15 protein-coding genes and 1 riboswitch are annotated in these 16,022 nt (G+C 40.9%); of the genes, 7 read left to right on the top strand and 8 right to left on the bottom strand.

Annotation, left to right across the window (positions count from 1 at the left end; all coding sequences use genetic code 11):
- Positions 1 to 203: 203 nt before the first annotated feature.
- Together P1X15_RS01030 and P1X15_RS01025 are read left to right on the top strand one after the other, a co-directional pair.
- Complete coding sequence (locus P1X15_RS01030; protein ID WP_277336280.1) at positions 204 to 3,059, top strand: T9SS type A sorting domain-containing protein; 2,856 nt, start codon at positions 204 to 206, stop codon at positions 3,057 to 3,059.
- Positions 3,060 to 3,213: 154 nt separating this feature from the next.
- Positions 3,214 to 3,891 (top strand): hypothetical protein, encoded by a 678-nt coding sequence (locus P1X15_RS01025; protein ID WP_277336279.1) that lies wholly within the window; start codon positions 3,214 to 3,216, stop codon positions 3,889 to 3,891.
- A gap of 367 nt (positions 3,892 to 4,258) precedes the next feature.
- On the opposite strand, the gene P1X15_RS01020 is transcribed toward P1X15_RS01025, so the two are convergent.
- From P1X15_RS01020 to P1X15_RS01005, 4 genes are all read right to left on the bottom strand, one after another.
- Positions 4,259 to 6,715 (bottom strand): TonB-dependent receptor, encoded by a 2,457-nt coding sequence (locus P1X15_RS01020; RefSeq protein ID WP_277336278.1) that lies wholly within the window; start codon positions 6,713 to 6,715, stop codon positions 4,259 to 4,261.
- A riboswitch (TPP riboswitch) is annotated at positions 6,706 to 6,802 on the bottom strand. (Overlaps the previous gene by 10 nt.)
- Positions 6,803 to 6,871: 69 nt before the next feature.
- Entirely contained in the window at positions 6,872 to 7,474 is a 603-nt protein-coding gene (locus P1X15_RS01015) for a phosphatase PAP2 family protein (protein ID WP_277336277.1), read from the bottom strand.
- A gap of 24 nt (positions 7,475 to 7,498) precedes the next feature.
- A complete protein-coding gene (locus P1X15_RS01010; protein ID WP_277336276.1) occupies positions 7,499 to 8,224 on the bottom strand; it encodes a sulfite exporter TauE/SafE family protein in 726 nt (241 codons plus the stop codon).
- Positions 8,225 to 8,301: 77 nt separating this feature from the next.
- Positions 8,302 to 9,171 carry a DUF58 domain-containing protein gene (locus P1X15_RS01005; protein ID WP_277336275.1) on the bottom strand — a complete coding sequence of 290 codons (870 nt, stop codon included), beginning with the start codon at positions 9,169 to 9,171 and terminating at the stop codon, positions 8,302 to 8,304.
- 147 nt (positions 9,172 to 9,318) lie between these two features.
- Here P1X15_RS01005 and P1X15_RS01000 point away from each other — a divergent pair, with 147 nt between their 5' ends.
- On the top strand, positions 9,319 to 9,576 hold the full coding sequence (locus tag P1X15_RS01000; protein ID WP_277336274.1) for a DUF4296 domain-containing protein: 258 nt from the start codon (positions 9,319 to 9,321) through the stop codon (positions 9,574 to 9,576).
- 7 nt (positions 9,577 to 9,583) lie between these two features.
- Entirely contained in the window at positions 9,584 to 10,126 is a 543-nt protein-coding gene (locus P1X15_RS00995; protein ID WP_310586000.1) for a hypothetical protein, read from the top strand.
- Positions 10,127 to 10,128: 2 nt separating this feature from the next.
- Here P1X15_RS00995 and P1X15_RS00990 read toward each other — a convergent pair whose 3' ends face one another.
- From P1X15_RS00990 to P1X15_RS00980, 3 genes are all read right to left on the bottom strand, one after another.
- The gene (locus P1X15_RS00990; RefSeq protein ID WP_277336272.1) at positions 10,129 to 10,590 is read right to left on the bottom strand and encodes a polymorphic toxin type 4 domain-containing protein; all 462 of its coding nucleotides are present in this window, start codon (positions 10,588 to 10,590) and stop codon (positions 10,129 to 10,131) included.
- Positions 10,591 to 10,741: 151 nt separating this feature from the next.
- On the bottom strand, positions 10,742 to 11,134 hold the full coding sequence (locus P1X15_RS00985) for a biopolymer transporter ExbD (protein ID WP_277336271.1): 393 nt from the start codon (positions 11,132 to 11,134) through the stop codon (positions 10,742 to 10,744).
- Positions 11,135 to 11,221: 87 nt separating this feature from the next.
- Positions 11,222 to 11,905: a MotA/TolQ/ExbB proton channel family protein gene (locus P1X15_RS00980; protein ID WP_028664491.1), complete on the bottom strand. Its 684-nt coding sequence runs from the start codon at positions 11,903 to 11,905 to the stop codon at positions 11,222 to 11,224.
- 216 nt (positions 11,906 to 12,121) lie between these two features.
- Here P1X15_RS00980 and P1X15_RS00975 point away from each other — a divergent pair, with 216 nt between their 5' ends.
- A complete protein-coding gene (locus tag P1X15_RS00975; protein WP_277336270.1) occupies positions 12,122 to 12,880 on the top strand; it encodes an NrtR DNA-binding winged helix domain-containing protein in 759 nt (252 codons plus the stop codon).
- A gap of 7 nt (positions 12,881 to 12,887) precedes the next feature.
- Here the strand turns inward: P1X15_RS00975 and P1X15_RS00970 are convergent, their stop codons facing one another.
- A complete protein-coding gene (locus tag P1X15_RS00970; RefSeq protein ID WP_277336269.1) occupies positions 12,888 to 13,370 on the bottom strand; it encodes a hypothetical protein in 483 nt (160 codons plus the stop codon).
- 100 nt (positions 13,371 to 13,470) lie between these two features.
- On the opposite strand from P1X15_RS00970, the gene ggt reads away from it, so the two are divergent.
- Positions 13,471 to 15,228 carry a gamma-glutamyltransferase gene (ggt, locus tag P1X15_RS00965; RefSeq protein WP_277336268.1) on the top strand — a complete coding sequence of 586 codons (1,758 nt, stop codon included), beginning with the start codon at positions 13,471 to 13,473 and terminating at the stop codon, positions 15,226 to 15,228.
- On the top strand, positions 15,170 to 16,015 hold the full coding sequence (locus P1X15_RS00960) for an alpha/beta hydrolase (protein ID WP_277336267.1): 846 nt from the start codon (positions 15,170 to 15,172) through the stop codon (positions 16,013 to 16,015). Before ggt ends, P1X15_RS00960 begins: the two co-directional genes overlap by 59 nt.
- The last annotated feature ends 7 nt before the right edge of the window (positions 16,016 to 16,022 follow it).

The raw sequence follows: 16,022 nt of genomic DNA, 5'->3' as shown, positions 1-16,022 counted from the left end.
TCCTTAGTGACACTTGCCTATTGAAAAATAGCAGCTATTTTTTACCGCAGTTCACTATTAAAAAAGACTGACTCATAGTCATTTACACTATTTAAGGAGTTTTTATACAACTCTTTCGTGAGGGTTTCCGTCTATACTTTTGTATCCTCTACCGGCAGAAGAACAACCTCAAGTGAAGTATTAATTCTAAAATATTTTTGTAGATGAAACGAGTATGCATGACCTTGTATCTCATAGGGTGGGTTGTCGTCAGCGTATATAGCCAGCAAAAGAAAAGGTATGAACTAGATGCTACCTTCCGAACCCCTGATTTTTATCAAGAAGCCACTCATTTTTATTTCTCTGAACCTATTGTATTGCCAGATGGAAAAATCATTTTGTGTACTTCCAGCTTCAATTACATCAATGGCAAGCATTTTTCGGGCAATATGTTTCGACTCCACCCAGACGGAACACTGGATGAAACTTTTAAGCCAAATCTGATTTTGGTAGGCGATGAGCACAGGGTATTTGCGGATGGAAAAGTGATGATTATCCCTCCTCAGACGTGGGGTACTATGCTAAATATCACTCATTTAAAAAACAAAGAAAACGCAGGGCTTGATACCGTCTATCAAAGCTATCACCCACATTTTCATAAGTGGAAAATTCAATCAGACGGCAAAATAGTAGCTCTTGGCAACGATAAGCTTTTTCGTCTGCTCAGTAATGGTCAAATAGATACTACTTTTCGGTTTCAGCCCGTAGCAGGCAAGCAATATGACCCTTACGTTTTAGATCTCAGCCTCAAAGCCGACGATAAAATTTTGTTGGCTACTCGCATAAACAAAAACATTAGCATTCAACTATTTAGCAAAGACGGCGTTTTAGAAAAAAAGGCAACTCTCATTCACAATGGTCTTCCTTTTGAGATTGCAGATGGTCCTTTTCCTCAAATCTCCTTTTTTCCTAATGGAAAGCTTTTTATGAGGGATCGTATGGCCAAAGCCTATTACCTATTTGACCAAGACGGGAAGCTCGAAAAAAACCACCTTCTTCCCACAGGAGTGTTTGACAAATGGGGCAATACTATCATTGGTTCTGATGATTTTGTCATCGAACGCGGTGTTAAAATGCCTTACAAGATTATGATAAACACCAATGAAGCCAAGCCTCTGCTCAAAGATACCACGCTTCATCCCGCGTTTGGGGCATATAAAGTTTCGCTCCTTCCCCAAGGGCAGTTTCTTTTGACAAATTATGCCGATGAATTACTCTGGGTAGATAATGAAGGCAATATCATTCAAAAATCAAAGCCTAAGCTTGGGATTTCTACCGTCAATGCCGTAAGAGGGATTTTAGCCAATGAGCGATTTTTGGCTGATATCCAAAACGGCTATGACACCCAACTATATCGCTTTTATAAAGACGGAAAATTGGACAGTAATTTTAAATACCAATCAGCCAAACCTAGCATTCCGGCCCAATACCAACTTCCTTCTCCCACAGGCTATTACGGGGACATTACAGCCTTCAATACGGTAAAGAACCCCGAAGTTTTTCCACTAAATGACGGCTCTATAGTAATGAATCGAGAAACTGATAGGAACTCCGTTTTTGTGTTTTATCGAAATTCTTATCTCTTAAAACCCGACGGAAATGTAGATTCTAGATTTTTGAAAGACAGTGCTAGCACTTTACCCTTACCAAACAATCGCTTTGCGGTTAGGCAATTTTCTAACCCTTGGACTACCTCCGCACGTTTTCTTGTGGATAAAGATGGCCAACGCGTAGCCCCTCAAAATGAATTTGAGCAACGTATCATTGCCTCTGAATTTTATGAATATTGGCCATTGAAAGACCAAAAAAACATCGTAGCGCGAATAGTCTCTTCTGACAATCAAACGATGTCTCTCACACGTTTTTTGGCAGATGGCTCAGTGGATGCCTCTTTTACTCCAGTCATCATTTCAGCCCAAAACTACCTTAAATTGAAAGGCTCTCAATACAGCGATAGAGTGATTGCGACAATGAACGGAAAGCTATCACGCTTCAACGATAACGCGGTGATAGACAACACCTTTCAAGCGGCTCTCCCAGACAACTTATATGGTACAGCCTACATCCAAGAAGACCAAAAAATCATGGTTTATGGTAAATACTTCAATGAAGAGAAAGCTTCGGACGAGATCTTATTTGTAAGGCTCAATAGCGACGGCACGCGTGACACTACCTTTCGAGTAACTCCAGCCATAGATACACGCTTTATTAGCAATATTTTCCCAGTATCTTCTCAAGAGATTTTGCTAGTCTATAAAGGCCGAATAGAACGTCTGGTGCTCAATTGCGCGTCGCTTAAACCCCAAATTACGGCTTCTAAAACAGAAGCTTGTACTGGCGAAAACATTATGTTGAAGGTTAATGAAGTAGAAGGTTTTAGGTATCAATGGCAAAAAGACAATCAAAATATTACACTCAACGCCACCTCTACCAGCCTCAATACCTCTATAGCAGGAACCTACAAAATCATCGCCCAAGATACCGACTGTCTGACCATGAATTCCAATGAACTCCGTATCCAATTTAGTTCTCCTCCACCGGCTGAGATTAGCCCCTTGACCAACGGAAACACCTCATTTATAGCTATTTTACAGGCCAACAAAGGCGATAATAGGTTTTCTTATCAATGGCAAAAAGATACTGAAGATATAGAAGGTGCCAACAAAGTTTCTTATGAAGTTTCGAGCTCGGGAAATTACACGGTGAAAGTTACCCACAATGGTTGCAACAATGTTTCTAAAGGTATATTTATAGACATCAGCCCTATATTAGGAGCCGAACCAAACAGTGTCGAAAGTAAGTTAAGGGTTTTCCCCAATCCTAACAATGGCACCTTCAAAATGGATATTCCTGCTGAGTTTAAAAACGGAAAAGTAGAGCTTTTTGATGTTCTGGGGCGTGCTTTACCACTAAGGCAACAATACGACCTCTTTCAGATAAATACCTCTACCAAAGGAAGTTACTTTATTCGCATAAGCGCAGGATTGAAAATGATTACAACCAAGGTTTTGGTAGAATAGGATTCCAAAAAACGAACAATAAAGCCCTTCCAATTTTTAGAAATGGAAGGGCTTTATTGTTTATTTATAAACTCTGATGTCCAAATCAATCACCTTTAAGGTTGAATCATAAATAAGTTTTATATTTAGACTGACTACCAAATTTATGTCTCATATGAATTATACGATTATTAAAGATGAAGTTTTGTTAACCAATTTTATTGAGTGGTTACCAACCTTAGAAAAACACGAAACTTACTATATCTCTTTATTTGCCAGAAATAAATACGAAACGGAAAGTAATGTCTTAAAAGCAAATAAGGCACTATTAAAAAGATTTACTACCACCAAAGAAAACCTATTTGATAAAATTAAGCAGTTAGAAGTACAATTTGGTGCCTATAAATCCAATGGACTAGCCATTCCACAAGAAAGTTTGGCTATTTATATCAACCCAAACCCTAGAGATTTGGAGAAAGCTACCAAAAATTCCCTTATAAAGTTTGTAGACCTAATCACTCGTGATTACAGTGGTTATAACCCTCACCAAGAAGTACTTTCAGAAATCCAAAAAGCTTGTAGTCGGAAGATTTTTTTTGACTTAGATTTTGACGACATTTTACCCGAAAGTGTTTTACCTACCATTAAAGAATTTATCAATGAAGATTGTTTAAGGGTATTACGTACACGTGGAGGTTTCCATTTACTCGTCGAGCTTTCAAAAATTCACAAAGACTTTGAAAAGACTTGGTATAAAAGTATTACTACTATCAGTGGATGCGATATGAAAGGAGATAACTTAATTCCTATACCAGGGTGTATTCAAGGCAACTTTATTCCCTACTTTCTCTAAGTACCTATGCCAAAATTACTTTTTGTTTGCTCTCGTAATAAACGTAGAAGTTTAACCGCAGAAATGATTTTTCGGGATCATAAGTATTTTTCAGTCAAGTCTTGTGGTACAAGTCCTCAATCAAGAATCAAAATCAATGAAAAGTTAATTCATTGGGCAGATGTTATATATGTAATGGAAAAACGACATAAAGACATCATTATACAACAGTTTAGAGATATACTTCGAAACAAGGAAATAAAAGTCTTATTCATCCCTGACAAATTTGAATTGATGGATGAAAAACTCATTGAACTTTTGAGAGACAAGGTAAGCCATATTGTATAAAAGTCCGAGTGATGTATACTCGGACTTTTATACAATATCATTAAAACTTCAATCCCAAACTCACTAAGAAGTTTCGCCCGGCTTGTGGGTAATAAAAATTTTCGGTGGTGGTTTGGCCTCCGTAAATATAGCTATAAGTATAACCGTTGGATTCGTACAATTCATTGAAGACATTGTTGGCCAAGGCACTTACCGTAATTTCATTCATCCATTTGGGCTTGATGCGATAGATGAGTCGAAGGTCGTTGGTAAAATAAGCATCTATTTTACGACCATTGTTAGAAGTATTGTCGAGGTATTGCTTTCCTACATATTTGGTCAGTAATGCCACTTCAAGGTTTTTGACGGGAGTGTATGCCCATTGACTTCCCACAATTACATTGGGAGACAATGCGATATCAGTATTACCATGATTGGTGACTTGATAGCCGCCATTTTCGTCGTCATAATCAATCACATACTCCGTAAAGTTTTTGATTTTATTTTGGCTAAATGTCGCGTTGGCATTCCATTTCCATTCCTTGCTTAGCTGCGCCCCAAACTCTAGTTCAATTCCCGCGCGATAACTTTCGGGAACGTTGATTTTAATCGGATTCCCCACGTCATTGAGCTGTCCCGATACTACAAGCTGGTTTTTGTAATTCATATAATACCCCCCGATCGAAGCAGCTACACGTCCTTTTTGGAAACGATACCCCACTTCCCAATCTCGCAATACTTCTGGCTTGGGCTGAATCTGCCGAGTAGATTCGGTAAAATCGTCACGATTAGGTTCACGATGCGCCAAACTAAACGATGCAAAAGCCGTACTGCTTTCCGAAACCTGATAAGTCAACCCACCTTTAGGATTGAAAAAAGTATAGTTGACATCATGGGCTTGCTGCCGCTGCTGATTGTCATCTCCTTTCACAAAATACCCAATCTTACGTACTTGCGCATCCACGAATACATTCAGTTTCTCAGTCAATTGATAATAGGCCTTTGCGTAAAGATTAAAATCGGTTTTCAAACCCACATTTTCATAATATCGCTGACGAATGTTGGCATTGCCTCCAAAACGCGCCCAAATCACTTCACCAAAGTGGTTACCGTCGTATTGGTTCCAGCCGCCGCCAATATTGGCCGTTAGTTTTTTGAAACTGTTATAATCTAAAGAAAAGGTGGTTCCGTAGAAAGAATTATCCAACCAACGACGCCGCACCAAGTCACTGCGAGTGATAGTATCTCCACCCATAATCACATTCGGAATTTTGTAATTTCGCAGGCGATCATTATCACGAAATTGTTCATAATAGCCTCGCCCTTTTACCAAAAATCCGTTGAGGTTAAACGTCCAATTTTTGTTGAGTATGTGCGACGAAATCAGTTGGTAATGGTCTTGTTGATAGTTATCAACTTGATTGTCGTACAAGTACAAATTGTAAGTACGATTATTTGAATTCAACAGATTTTGAGCATCCCGCTCACTCAAACCATTGCGGTCTATATAAGCCAAAATACCTTCGCGGTCACCTTTTATTTTTGCTTCAGGCGTACCTTCCCAAGCTTGGTAGGTTACTTCTTTTCCTGAAAAGACATTCATACGGATAGAGCTTTTCTTTCCAAAATAAGCCCCAGATACATAAAAAGAACCTAAATCTGATTTGGCACGGTCAATAAAACCGTCGGAAGTGATTTTGGACAAACGTGCATCAATCGTAAATCTTTCGTTTAACAGCCCCGTTCCAGCCATGACAGTATGCTTACGGGTATTGAAAGACCCTACCGAATTGTTGATTTCGGCATAAGCTTCTTTCCGAAACTCGTTGGTATTGATATTGACCGTAGCTCCAAACGCCGCCGCTCCGTTGGTAGAAGTTCCTACCCCGCGCTGAATCTGAACACTGCTCACCGAAGAACTAAAATCGGGCATATTGACCCAAAATGTTCCCTGACTTTCAGCGTCGTTGTATGGAATACCATTGATAGTAACATTGATACGCGTAGCATCCGAACCTCGTATCCTCAAACCTGTATAACCAACCCCTGCCCCTGCATCAGAAGTCGTGACGAGCGAAGGCGTAAAGTTGAGCAACACGGGCAAATCCTGCCCAAGGTTTTGTTTATTCAATTCTAGCTTTCCAACATTGGTAAAAGCTACCGCCGAGTTTTGGTTGGCACGAGTAGCATTGATTACCACTTCATCGGCCGAGAAAGAACTTCTCCGTAACTTAACCTCAACTGTTGATTCACCTCCAATATTGATTTTTTGGGTTTCATAACCTACATAAGACACTTCCAACACTTCTGTATCACGAGGTAGGTTTTTAAGGGAAAATTCTCCTTTTTCATTAGTCACCGTTCCTCTCACACTTCCCGCCCTAACGGTAGCTCCCGGCAGTGGCTGACTGTCTTCTGCGTCAGTGATTTTGCCCGATACCGAAAGCTGGGCAAGTGCAGGCACGTAAAGCAACACTCCCGTTGCTACGGCCAAAAACCAAGATGTAAATTTTAACATTTTAAATTCCCTCCGCCGGCATTACCCGGTTCAGGTGTTAAGGGTATAATCTCAGCCCGTCATGTTAGGGCACCCCATTTTTGAAAAATTCTGCGCGCCAGAATCGACTACAAAGGTAAGAGGATAACTTAGAAAAATGCAAATATCTTTTCGATTCTACTTTCTTTGCGCTTTTCTACGAAGCCACTTCTGTTGGATTTTGTACGATAGCCACGCTCCCGCCGCCCCCGTGACAGCCCCCGCCAATATATCGCTTGGATAATGTACACCCAATCGCATCCGCGAATACCCTACCGCTCCTGCCCACGCATAAGCAGGTACAATCACATACCACTTTGGATAATTGATAGCCAGAGTAGTAGCCGTAGCAAAAGCCGCAGTAGTATGCCCCGACGGAAAAGAATAATGAGGTTCTTCTCCATCCACACGGGCCACAAACAACTGAGGATGAGCCACAAATGGACGATCCCTCAATATAATCCTCTTGGAGATTTGAGTAGTTGCATTGGCTATCACAAATCCTCCCAGTGCCTGCCAACCTTGTTGCTGTAAGGTTTTATTATGGGTTGAAAAACCTGTTATCAGCAACCCCGCTGGTAAAGCCAAACTCACAGGTGTAGCTGTAGATGACAAAAACTTTTCGGTAGTTACATTGGTAGGATGAATGCTCCCATATACATTTTGTAAGAAACGAACGTCTAAGTTTTGAGCATTCAGCTGCCAAGAGAATAGGCACAAAAAAAGAAGATATTTTTTCACTTATTGATGATTGGAGGCTTGATACTAGGTCAAATATAGTTTGGCCACTGCAATCAACAATACCGAAGCTAAAATATATCGAAGCGTTTGAAGATTAAATTTAAAACTACCTTGATATGCCCCCAAAAAGCCTCCTATCAAAGCAGCTATCAGCCAAGTAGTTATTTCAGCATTAGGCTCAAACCCTTTCTGCAAAAGTCCAGACAACCCCGACATCGAATTGACAAAAATAAACAAGGCCGAAACCGCCGCCGTCTCTTTCACTCTGCCCCATCCTAACAATAAAATCACTGGACTCAGGATAATCCCTCCACCAATCCCAAGCATTCCTGACAATAGCCCAATCACTCCACCTATCGCCAAGGCACCTAGCAGTGGCACAGGCTTGCTTTCCGCTTTATCAACGGGCTGAAAGAGCATTCGAGCAATGGCAATAGCCAAGGCCACTGCCAAGAGTTTTTTGTAAAGCGAATCAGTAATGGGTAAGGTCGCACCTACGTATGAAAGCGGAATACTCGCAAGGGCAAAAGGCCAAAACAGGTTCCAACGAAAATGTCCCGCACGATAATACTGCACAAAAGCAATCAATGACACAAACACATTCAGAATCAAAGCCGATGATTTCATAAGCGCCGGGGAAGTGCCTAAGATAGCCATCAAAGCTAGATACCCACTTGCTCCTCCGTGGCCTACCGAAGCATATAAAAAAGCCATAATGGCAAACAAAAGCGGTGCTAAAATATCTTGCATGAAAAAAGGGGCTCGTTATATCCCCAAATATATAACGCTTTTATTGGTATATCAAAAATCGTAGTTAGGATGAAAGCTTATTTGTTGCGACGAATACGGAAGAGCTTAATCAAAGGCTCGACATAGTCTTGTTTAGAATCAATAGACACATAATTAATATCATTTTGGCGGGCAAAAAGCTCAATTTGTTTTCCTACGTTTCCAAAATCCTCCCTGACTTTACGTCGAAACCAAAGTGAAGAAGTATTGACCCACACCGTACGATTTGATTCGGGGTCTACCATCGGAATAATCCCCAATCGAGGCAAGTTAGTTTCTCGCTGGTCTTGCAAATGAATCATGACTAAATCATGTTTACGAGCCAATGCGCGCAGATTATGCTCGTAGTTTTTGTCAATAAAATCCGAAACAAAAATCACCACGCTTCGCCGTTTTACTACATTGAGGGTAAATAGAATAGCCTCCGCAAGATTTGTTTTATTAGACTGAGGCTTGAGTTTGTATAATTCCGTAATAAGCTCATAGCCATGTTTCATGCCATTGGAAGGACGAATGTATTTTTCTTTTTGATCCGAAAAACAAAGCAATCCTACATGACTTGCTTCCTGTATCGCCGACAGTGCCAATACCCCACATATTTCTTTGGCAGTATCAAGTTTGGTTCTAAAAACTTCCCCCACCTGCTGCGACCCACTTACATCTAGCAAAAAAAATACCGTTTGTTCTTTTTCTTCCCTAAAGATTTTAACAAAAGTACCATGACCTTTAGCCGATACGTTCCAATCAATGGTGCGCACGTCGTCTCCGTATTGGTATTCACGCAAGTCGGCAAACTCCACTCCCGAACCCTTAAACACCGAGCGAAAGCTTCCACGCATATCGGCGTTGACTGCCTTACGAATCTTAATCTCGTACTGTCGAATCTTAGTAATAAATTGCTCAATCATGCGTATTTTTGTAACTAAACTATCCAAAAGTACAAAAAATCAGCCATGGTAAATCGCACAGTTTTATGTTTTTCAATTTTCGTATTGTTCTTAATAGGTTGCCAAAGTGACCCTCAAATTCCCAAAGGAACAATAACTGAAGATAAAATGGCTCAAATTTTGGCCGACATTCACCTGATTGAGGCACGAGTAGGGCGGTTGGCTATTACATCTCTCGATTCGTCGACTATCATTACGGAGCAACTAAAATTGAGAGCATTCAAAAAATATGGTGTAGACTCCGCCTCTTATAATCGTAGCTATCAGTTTTATTCAACCAACCCTGTTTTTATGGAAAGAATATATGGGCAGGTTGTTAAGCAATTAGAAACACGGCAAAAAAAGAAAAACTATAAAGGGATTTAAAATGGCGATGTCCAATGAACTAAAGAAAGCAATTGTACAGCTATCTCAAAAAGAAAAAGATAAGTTGCTTCTTCGCTTGATAGGAAAAGATAAAAATCTAGTCCAAAGATTTGAATTTGAACTTATTGAACACGGAGATACCATTCAGCCTCGCCGCGATGACATCAAAAAGCGCATATTGAAAGTAGCCCAAATGACGCATGACACTCCCGGATGGATGATGATGGATATGAGGAGTTTTATGGGTGACATCACTCAGCACGTCAAAATCACCAAAGACAAATACGGGGAAATTGAGCTTACGATTTACTTATTCTTGACTTTTTTTGAACATCAATCTCCCCTACTCAAAGTTCACAATAGCCGTAGTGATACTTGTGCCGAATATATTGCAAAAAAAACCGAAGCTCTCCTCAAAAAGTTAGCAAAGTTTAATCCAGATTATTTTGTTGATTTTGAGCGCGATATGCAACGGCTATTAGACTATGTACATACGCATTGTCCTAAAAACTATGCCCATACTATGGGGATTCCGAAGATATGGCCTTAAGATTAATGAATCAAGAAAGGAGTTGCGTTGGTTACCACTCTAGGCTTTTCTGTTTTGTTTTCAATCTCAATACTAGCCTCAAACAACCGCCTCGAAAAACCATTTAAAACTTCATCAACTCGGTACTGAATTTCTTTAAGCCTTAAACTTCGCGGATGTGTGTAAGTGACCGTAGTAAGCCACAGTTCAGTCTTTCTATCATTCACTAAGTCTCTTAGGTAGCGTTCAATTCCTAACCTTTGATATTCTTGATTGACCTCTTGAGGGGCATACCTGATGGCATTAGGACTTTCAAAACCTGTACCAGCACCTTGGCTGTGAGCGCGTTCCCAACCTGGAAGCCCCACTTCTACGCCCGGAAAAAGCACCTTTTCAAACCCGCTACGCTTGACAGCAGGCCCTAACTTGCTTTGAATGACAATCCCACCCAAAGCATCTACGAAAGTTCTTTCAGAAAAAATCATGATTTTACAAATTAGAGTGTTAAGAGTCTGAACTACAGCTATATAAGCAAGGGCAAATTTAATTACTCTTTACGATTGCTTTTAGCGTAAAAACCCCCGTTTTATCGTATGATATACTCTAATTTGTGAAGAGAAGGTAAGCTTTAAAGAGTTATTTCTTAACAGCCATTACCATTTTGATATCGAGCTTAGCTCCAATCGCCAACACATCTACCAAGTCTTGTACTGTAATGCTTTGGTCAACTTGCAAAATGACCGTTTTTTCTTGAATGCCCGCAAAAGCCGCCGACAATGCCGACTCCAATTGCTCTTTAGAAACAGGTTCTTTATCTAAAAAATAGTTTTTTTCGGCATCTACCGACAGGGTCGTCTGTTTCTTCTGCATTTGTTGGGCAGCAGAAGCTTTAGGCAGCATCAACTTGATGACGTTGGGATTCACCATCGTTGAGATAATCAAAAAGAACAACATCAAGAAAAACATGATGTCGTTTAATGATTGCGTAAAAACCTCGGGTGCGAATCTACTTTTACGGCGGATTTTCATAGCATAAGTATTTGTAAGTCATCTTCACTGCTTAGATAGGTGTTTATTCTTTTTCAACAAACACCCCTTTCCAAGCAATACCTGTGACTAGCGATTCGTAATAGGTTTTTGCAATACATCTAAGAAATCAAAAGCGCCTGCTTGAAGTTTCAGAGCGATACGGTCGATTTTCATATTGAGCAAGTGATAGCCCATATACGCAATCAAACCCACAATCAGACCAGCGCCTGAAGTCACCATTTTTTCGTACATCCCACTTGCGATAGTACTAATATCAAAATCATTGGATTGAGAGATGCTATAGAAGATGTTGATAATCCCCGAAATGGTTCCCACAAACCCAAGCATCGGCGCAATCCCCGCAATCACCCCCAAATACGAAAGGTTGCTTTCGAGGCGAGAGACTTCGATATGACTGGCATTTTCGATGGTGCTTTCAATATCTTTTATGGAATATCCAATGCGTCCAATCGCTTTCTCAAAAATACGCCCTGCCGCCGAGCGTTGATTACGACACAGAGACTCGGCAGATTTGATATTGCCTTGTTGAACAAAGTCCTTCATATTGTCGATAAAACTCTCTTCCAATTTACCATTGGCATTGATAGCTAGCCAACGCTCAATGATTAAGAATATCGTCAAAAAAAACATAATTAGGAGGGGAATCATCACCCATCCACCTTTCATCAACAAATCAAACAATGAAATCCCTGGGGCTGAGGCAGCGGTAGCTACTGAATCGACGGCGGTTTGCGCTTGAAGTAAAATCATTACTGTTAGGTTTTTGCTGTGACAAAAACGGAATGGATTGGTCTAATATTGTTTATTGGCTCCAAATATACAAATTTCTATTAGATACCATTAAACACCGCCTCAGTCTATCACATTTTGTAGTGATTTATTTAAAAAGTATCCTTAAAATGAAGTGGTATTTTCAATTCATTGCTGTCTTTTCATAACATATTTGGAGAAAAATTATACGCTTATATGTCCGACTCTTCTACTTTCAACCAAACCAATCTTCCTATTTCACGCCTCACAGATAGCGCTATGCCACATTATCATGCCGGCGAAATTGGCCTGCTCAATTCGGTTGATTGTGTCATTTTTGGGTTTTATGGAACGGAGTTACACATTTTGCTTCACAAATTCCCTTATGAGCCTTTTAAAGGATACTGGGCTTTGTTGGGGGGATTTGTACATCTTGATGAAAATATTGACGATGCAGCCCGCAACACCGTAGAGCGTCTTACGGGCCTCGAAAATGTATACATGGAGCAAGTGTACACCTTCGGAAATGTATTTAGGGTTCCTACAGAAAGAGTCATTACGACTTGTTATTATGCCCTAATTGAAGTAGAACCTACTTTATCCAAGCTCTCTTCCAATTTTGGAGCTACATGGCATCCTATTTCTTCTGCTCTAAAACTCAACCTTGTCTATGACCATCTTTCGATGCTTCATAAAGCACTTGATCAACTTCGCCGAAAAGTCAGATACCAGCCTATTGGCTTTGAATTGTTGCCCGAAAAATTTACGATGCTTGAGCTCAGAAATCTATATGAGTCTATCTTGGGAAGACCCCTTGACAAGCGAAACTTTAGCAAGAAAATCCTGAATATGAACTTATTAGTAAAACTCAAAGAGAAACAAAAGGGCACCTCTAGGCGCGGGGCTTATTATTTTTGTTTTGATGAAAAACGCTACCAAGAGTTAGTATCAAAAGGTTTTTTGTTTGAAATATAAGTTCATCTTATCGAAACAAAACACCCCAATTATCGGGGATGTCGTTGGATTTGTCAAAACCCTCTACCCATTCAATAAACAATACTCGAAACTCCTCAATTTCTTCCCGCAAGACCTCCAAATAATGCTTTTCTTTAAACCCCATCATTGCTAGCCCTGACACCTGCGTAAGTAAGCTTCTGGCATGGATTTTAATAATCACGGCATTTTCCATACGTAAACTATACAATTCTCGACTCTCGGCACCTGCGATTTTGGAGCAAATCATACTGGCATCTTCAAACAAAATATCTCGATAATGTGCCATGCCTGCGTCCTCTTCCATTAATTCAGTCAACGAATCCACCGTGTCCAAGATTTCGCGAGCCTTGAGCATAATGGGCATATTGGCAACCCGTGCGCGCTCTTGTTGCCATTCTTGATTGGCTTCTTCAGGGTCAAAATCTTCATCTTCAAACCCGAAACTTTCATCATCTTCAAACATCGCCATAACATTCAGATTTTAGAAGCTGCAATTTCTAAAACTTTTGGTTTGAAGCAAAATGAAAGAGTTTTTGTAACTTGAAACCCCAAACTTTTATGCCCACTTTATGAACAAACTATTCATCAACTTACTGGCTGTTTTTATCAGCACTCATGCGTTTTGTCAAGAAGTAAAAGAAAACAAAGGCTTTTATCAATTTTTGACCGACGATCCCACCCAACAACCGTTTTACTCAGATCGCATGGGGATCTCCGCCTCCAACGGCATGGTAGCATCTGCTCATCCAGAGGCCTCACGCGTAGGGATAGAAATCCTGCAAAAAGGTGGAAATGCTACCGATGCGGCCATTGCAGTACAGTTTGCGCTCGCCGTAGTTCACCCATCAGCTGGCAACATCGGTGGAGGAGGTTTTTTTGTGTATCGTGATCGAAAAGGCAAAAATTTTACGCTAGACTTCCGCGAAAAAGCGCCCATCAAAGGACACAAAGACATGTACTTAGATGCCAACGGCAACGTCATTCCTGGCCTAAGTATGGTGGGGCATCTAGCAAGTGGAGTGCCGGGGTCGGTGGACGGTATGGTGCAAGTACACCAAAAATTCGCAAAACTCCCTTGGGCAACTCTCCTTCAACCTGCGATTGATTTGGCAGAAAAAGGCGTGATTCTTACCACAAAAGAAGCAGCGGGATTGAATCGAATCAAAGCGGATATTGTCAAACTCAATGCTGATACTACTTATTTTGTAAGAGCAGACGGGCGCGAATGGCAAGCGGGAGATACATTGATTCAGGTAGATTTAGGAAAAACACTCCGTCGTATTCAACAAAACGGCAGAGCTGGTTTTTATGAAGGCGAAACAGCCAACTTGCTCGTAGCCGAAATGCAACGCGGGAATGGGTTTATTTCGGCCGAAGACCTCAAATCTTACCAAGCCGTTTGGCGCAAGCCTCTCGTTGGAAAATACAAAGACTATAAACTCATCACAATGCCTCCCGTATCAAGCGGTGGCATAGCTTTGTTACAACTTCTGAAACTTGTAGAGCCTTATCCTCTCAAAAAATGGGGCTGGCACGCTGACTCTACCGTACAGGTGATGATTGAAGCCGAAAGACGCGTATATGCCGATAGGGCTAAGTTTTTGGGCGACCCTGATTTCGTAAAAGTTCCTATCAAAAAAATGTTGGCTTCCTCTTATCTCCATAAACGTTGGGAAGACTTTGACTTTTCGAAAGCGACTGATAGTAAGGCCATCAAAGGTGGAAATATTTCGGGATACGAAAGTATGGAAACAACCCATTTTTCTATCGTAGATAAAGACGGCAACGCCGTTTCGGTTACTACCACGCTCAATGGCGGCTACGGTAGCCGTATCATCGTGAAAGGGGGAGGTTTTTTTATGAACAACGAAATGGACGACTTCAGTATCAAGCCCGGTGTACCTAATATGTTTGGGCTGATTGGCAACAAAGCCAATGCCATCGAACCCGGCAAAAGAATGCTTTCGTCCATGACTCCGACTATCCTCGAAAAGGATAAAAAGCTCTATATGGTAGTGGGTACCCCAGGGGGTTCTACGATTATTACCTCTGTGTTTCAGACGATTTTGAATGTAATCGAACACGGCATGACCATGCAGCAGGCTGTAAATGCTTACAAGTTTCATCATCAATGGTTGCCCGACAAAACTACTTTTGAAAATGGGGCATTTACGCCCAACGTTATTCAGAAGCTTCAAGCCAAATCATATAATCTGGAAATGCAGCGCAACACCATCGGGCGAATGGACTGTATTTTGGTTCGCCCAGATGGCACATTGGAAGGCGGCTCAGACCCTCGTGGCGATGACACAAGCATCGGCTACTAATCTCAACGCTTATGAGGCTCCAAACCTCGTAAGCGTCGCTTTAGGGCATGGTCCAAAAACGCTCTTGGCCTTTCATGGGATTGGGCAAGATTACCGTTGCTTTTTGCCTTTGGTGGAGGTGTTAAAAAATCAGTATACCTTTTACTTGTTTGATTTACCCTTTCATGGTCAAAGTCCTGCTCTAGCTTCCGAAAAACTCACCTTAGAAGCATGGAAGGCTTTTTTGGAAGATTTTTTAAAAATACATCAAATCGAAAATTTCTCTCTCATGGGTTTTAGCATGGGAGGGAAATTTGCCTTAGCTACTCTTCAACTCTTTGCAGAACAAACTGAATCTTGCTGGCTTTTGGCTCCCGATGGTATTACAGAAAGTCCTTGGTATGGGTTGGCAACGCGCTTTTGGGTAAGCAAAAAACTATTTCGCTTTTTTGTAAGTAATGTCAATTATTTTAAAAAACTAGCCAACCTATTAGTAAAGTTTAAACTCATTGAGAAAAGTGCCGTAAAATTTGCAGAAAGTACCCTCGCCACCGCTGAGCAGCGCGAGCGCGTGTATCGTTCGTGGATAGGTTTTAGTTTGATCCGGGCAGATATAAAACTCATCGCCCAATTGGTAAAAGAAAACCAAATTGATTTAAAGATTTTTCTTGGAAAACACGACAGCTTACTACCAGCTCACTACGTACTTCCTCTTACCACACAGCTACCTGATATAAAGCCCATTGTCCTAAAAACAGGGCATCATCGGCTCATCGAAAAAGTGGCGGAGTGGGTTTCAAAAGTTTAGTAAATAT

Origin of the sequence: Runella sp. MFBS21, from assembly GCF_029433105.1 — a bacterium.
Classification (GTDB): Bacteria; Bacteroidota; Bacteroidia; order Cytophagales; family Spirosomataceae; genus Runella.
This window is presented reverse-complemented; position numbering and strand designations above follow the sequence as displayed.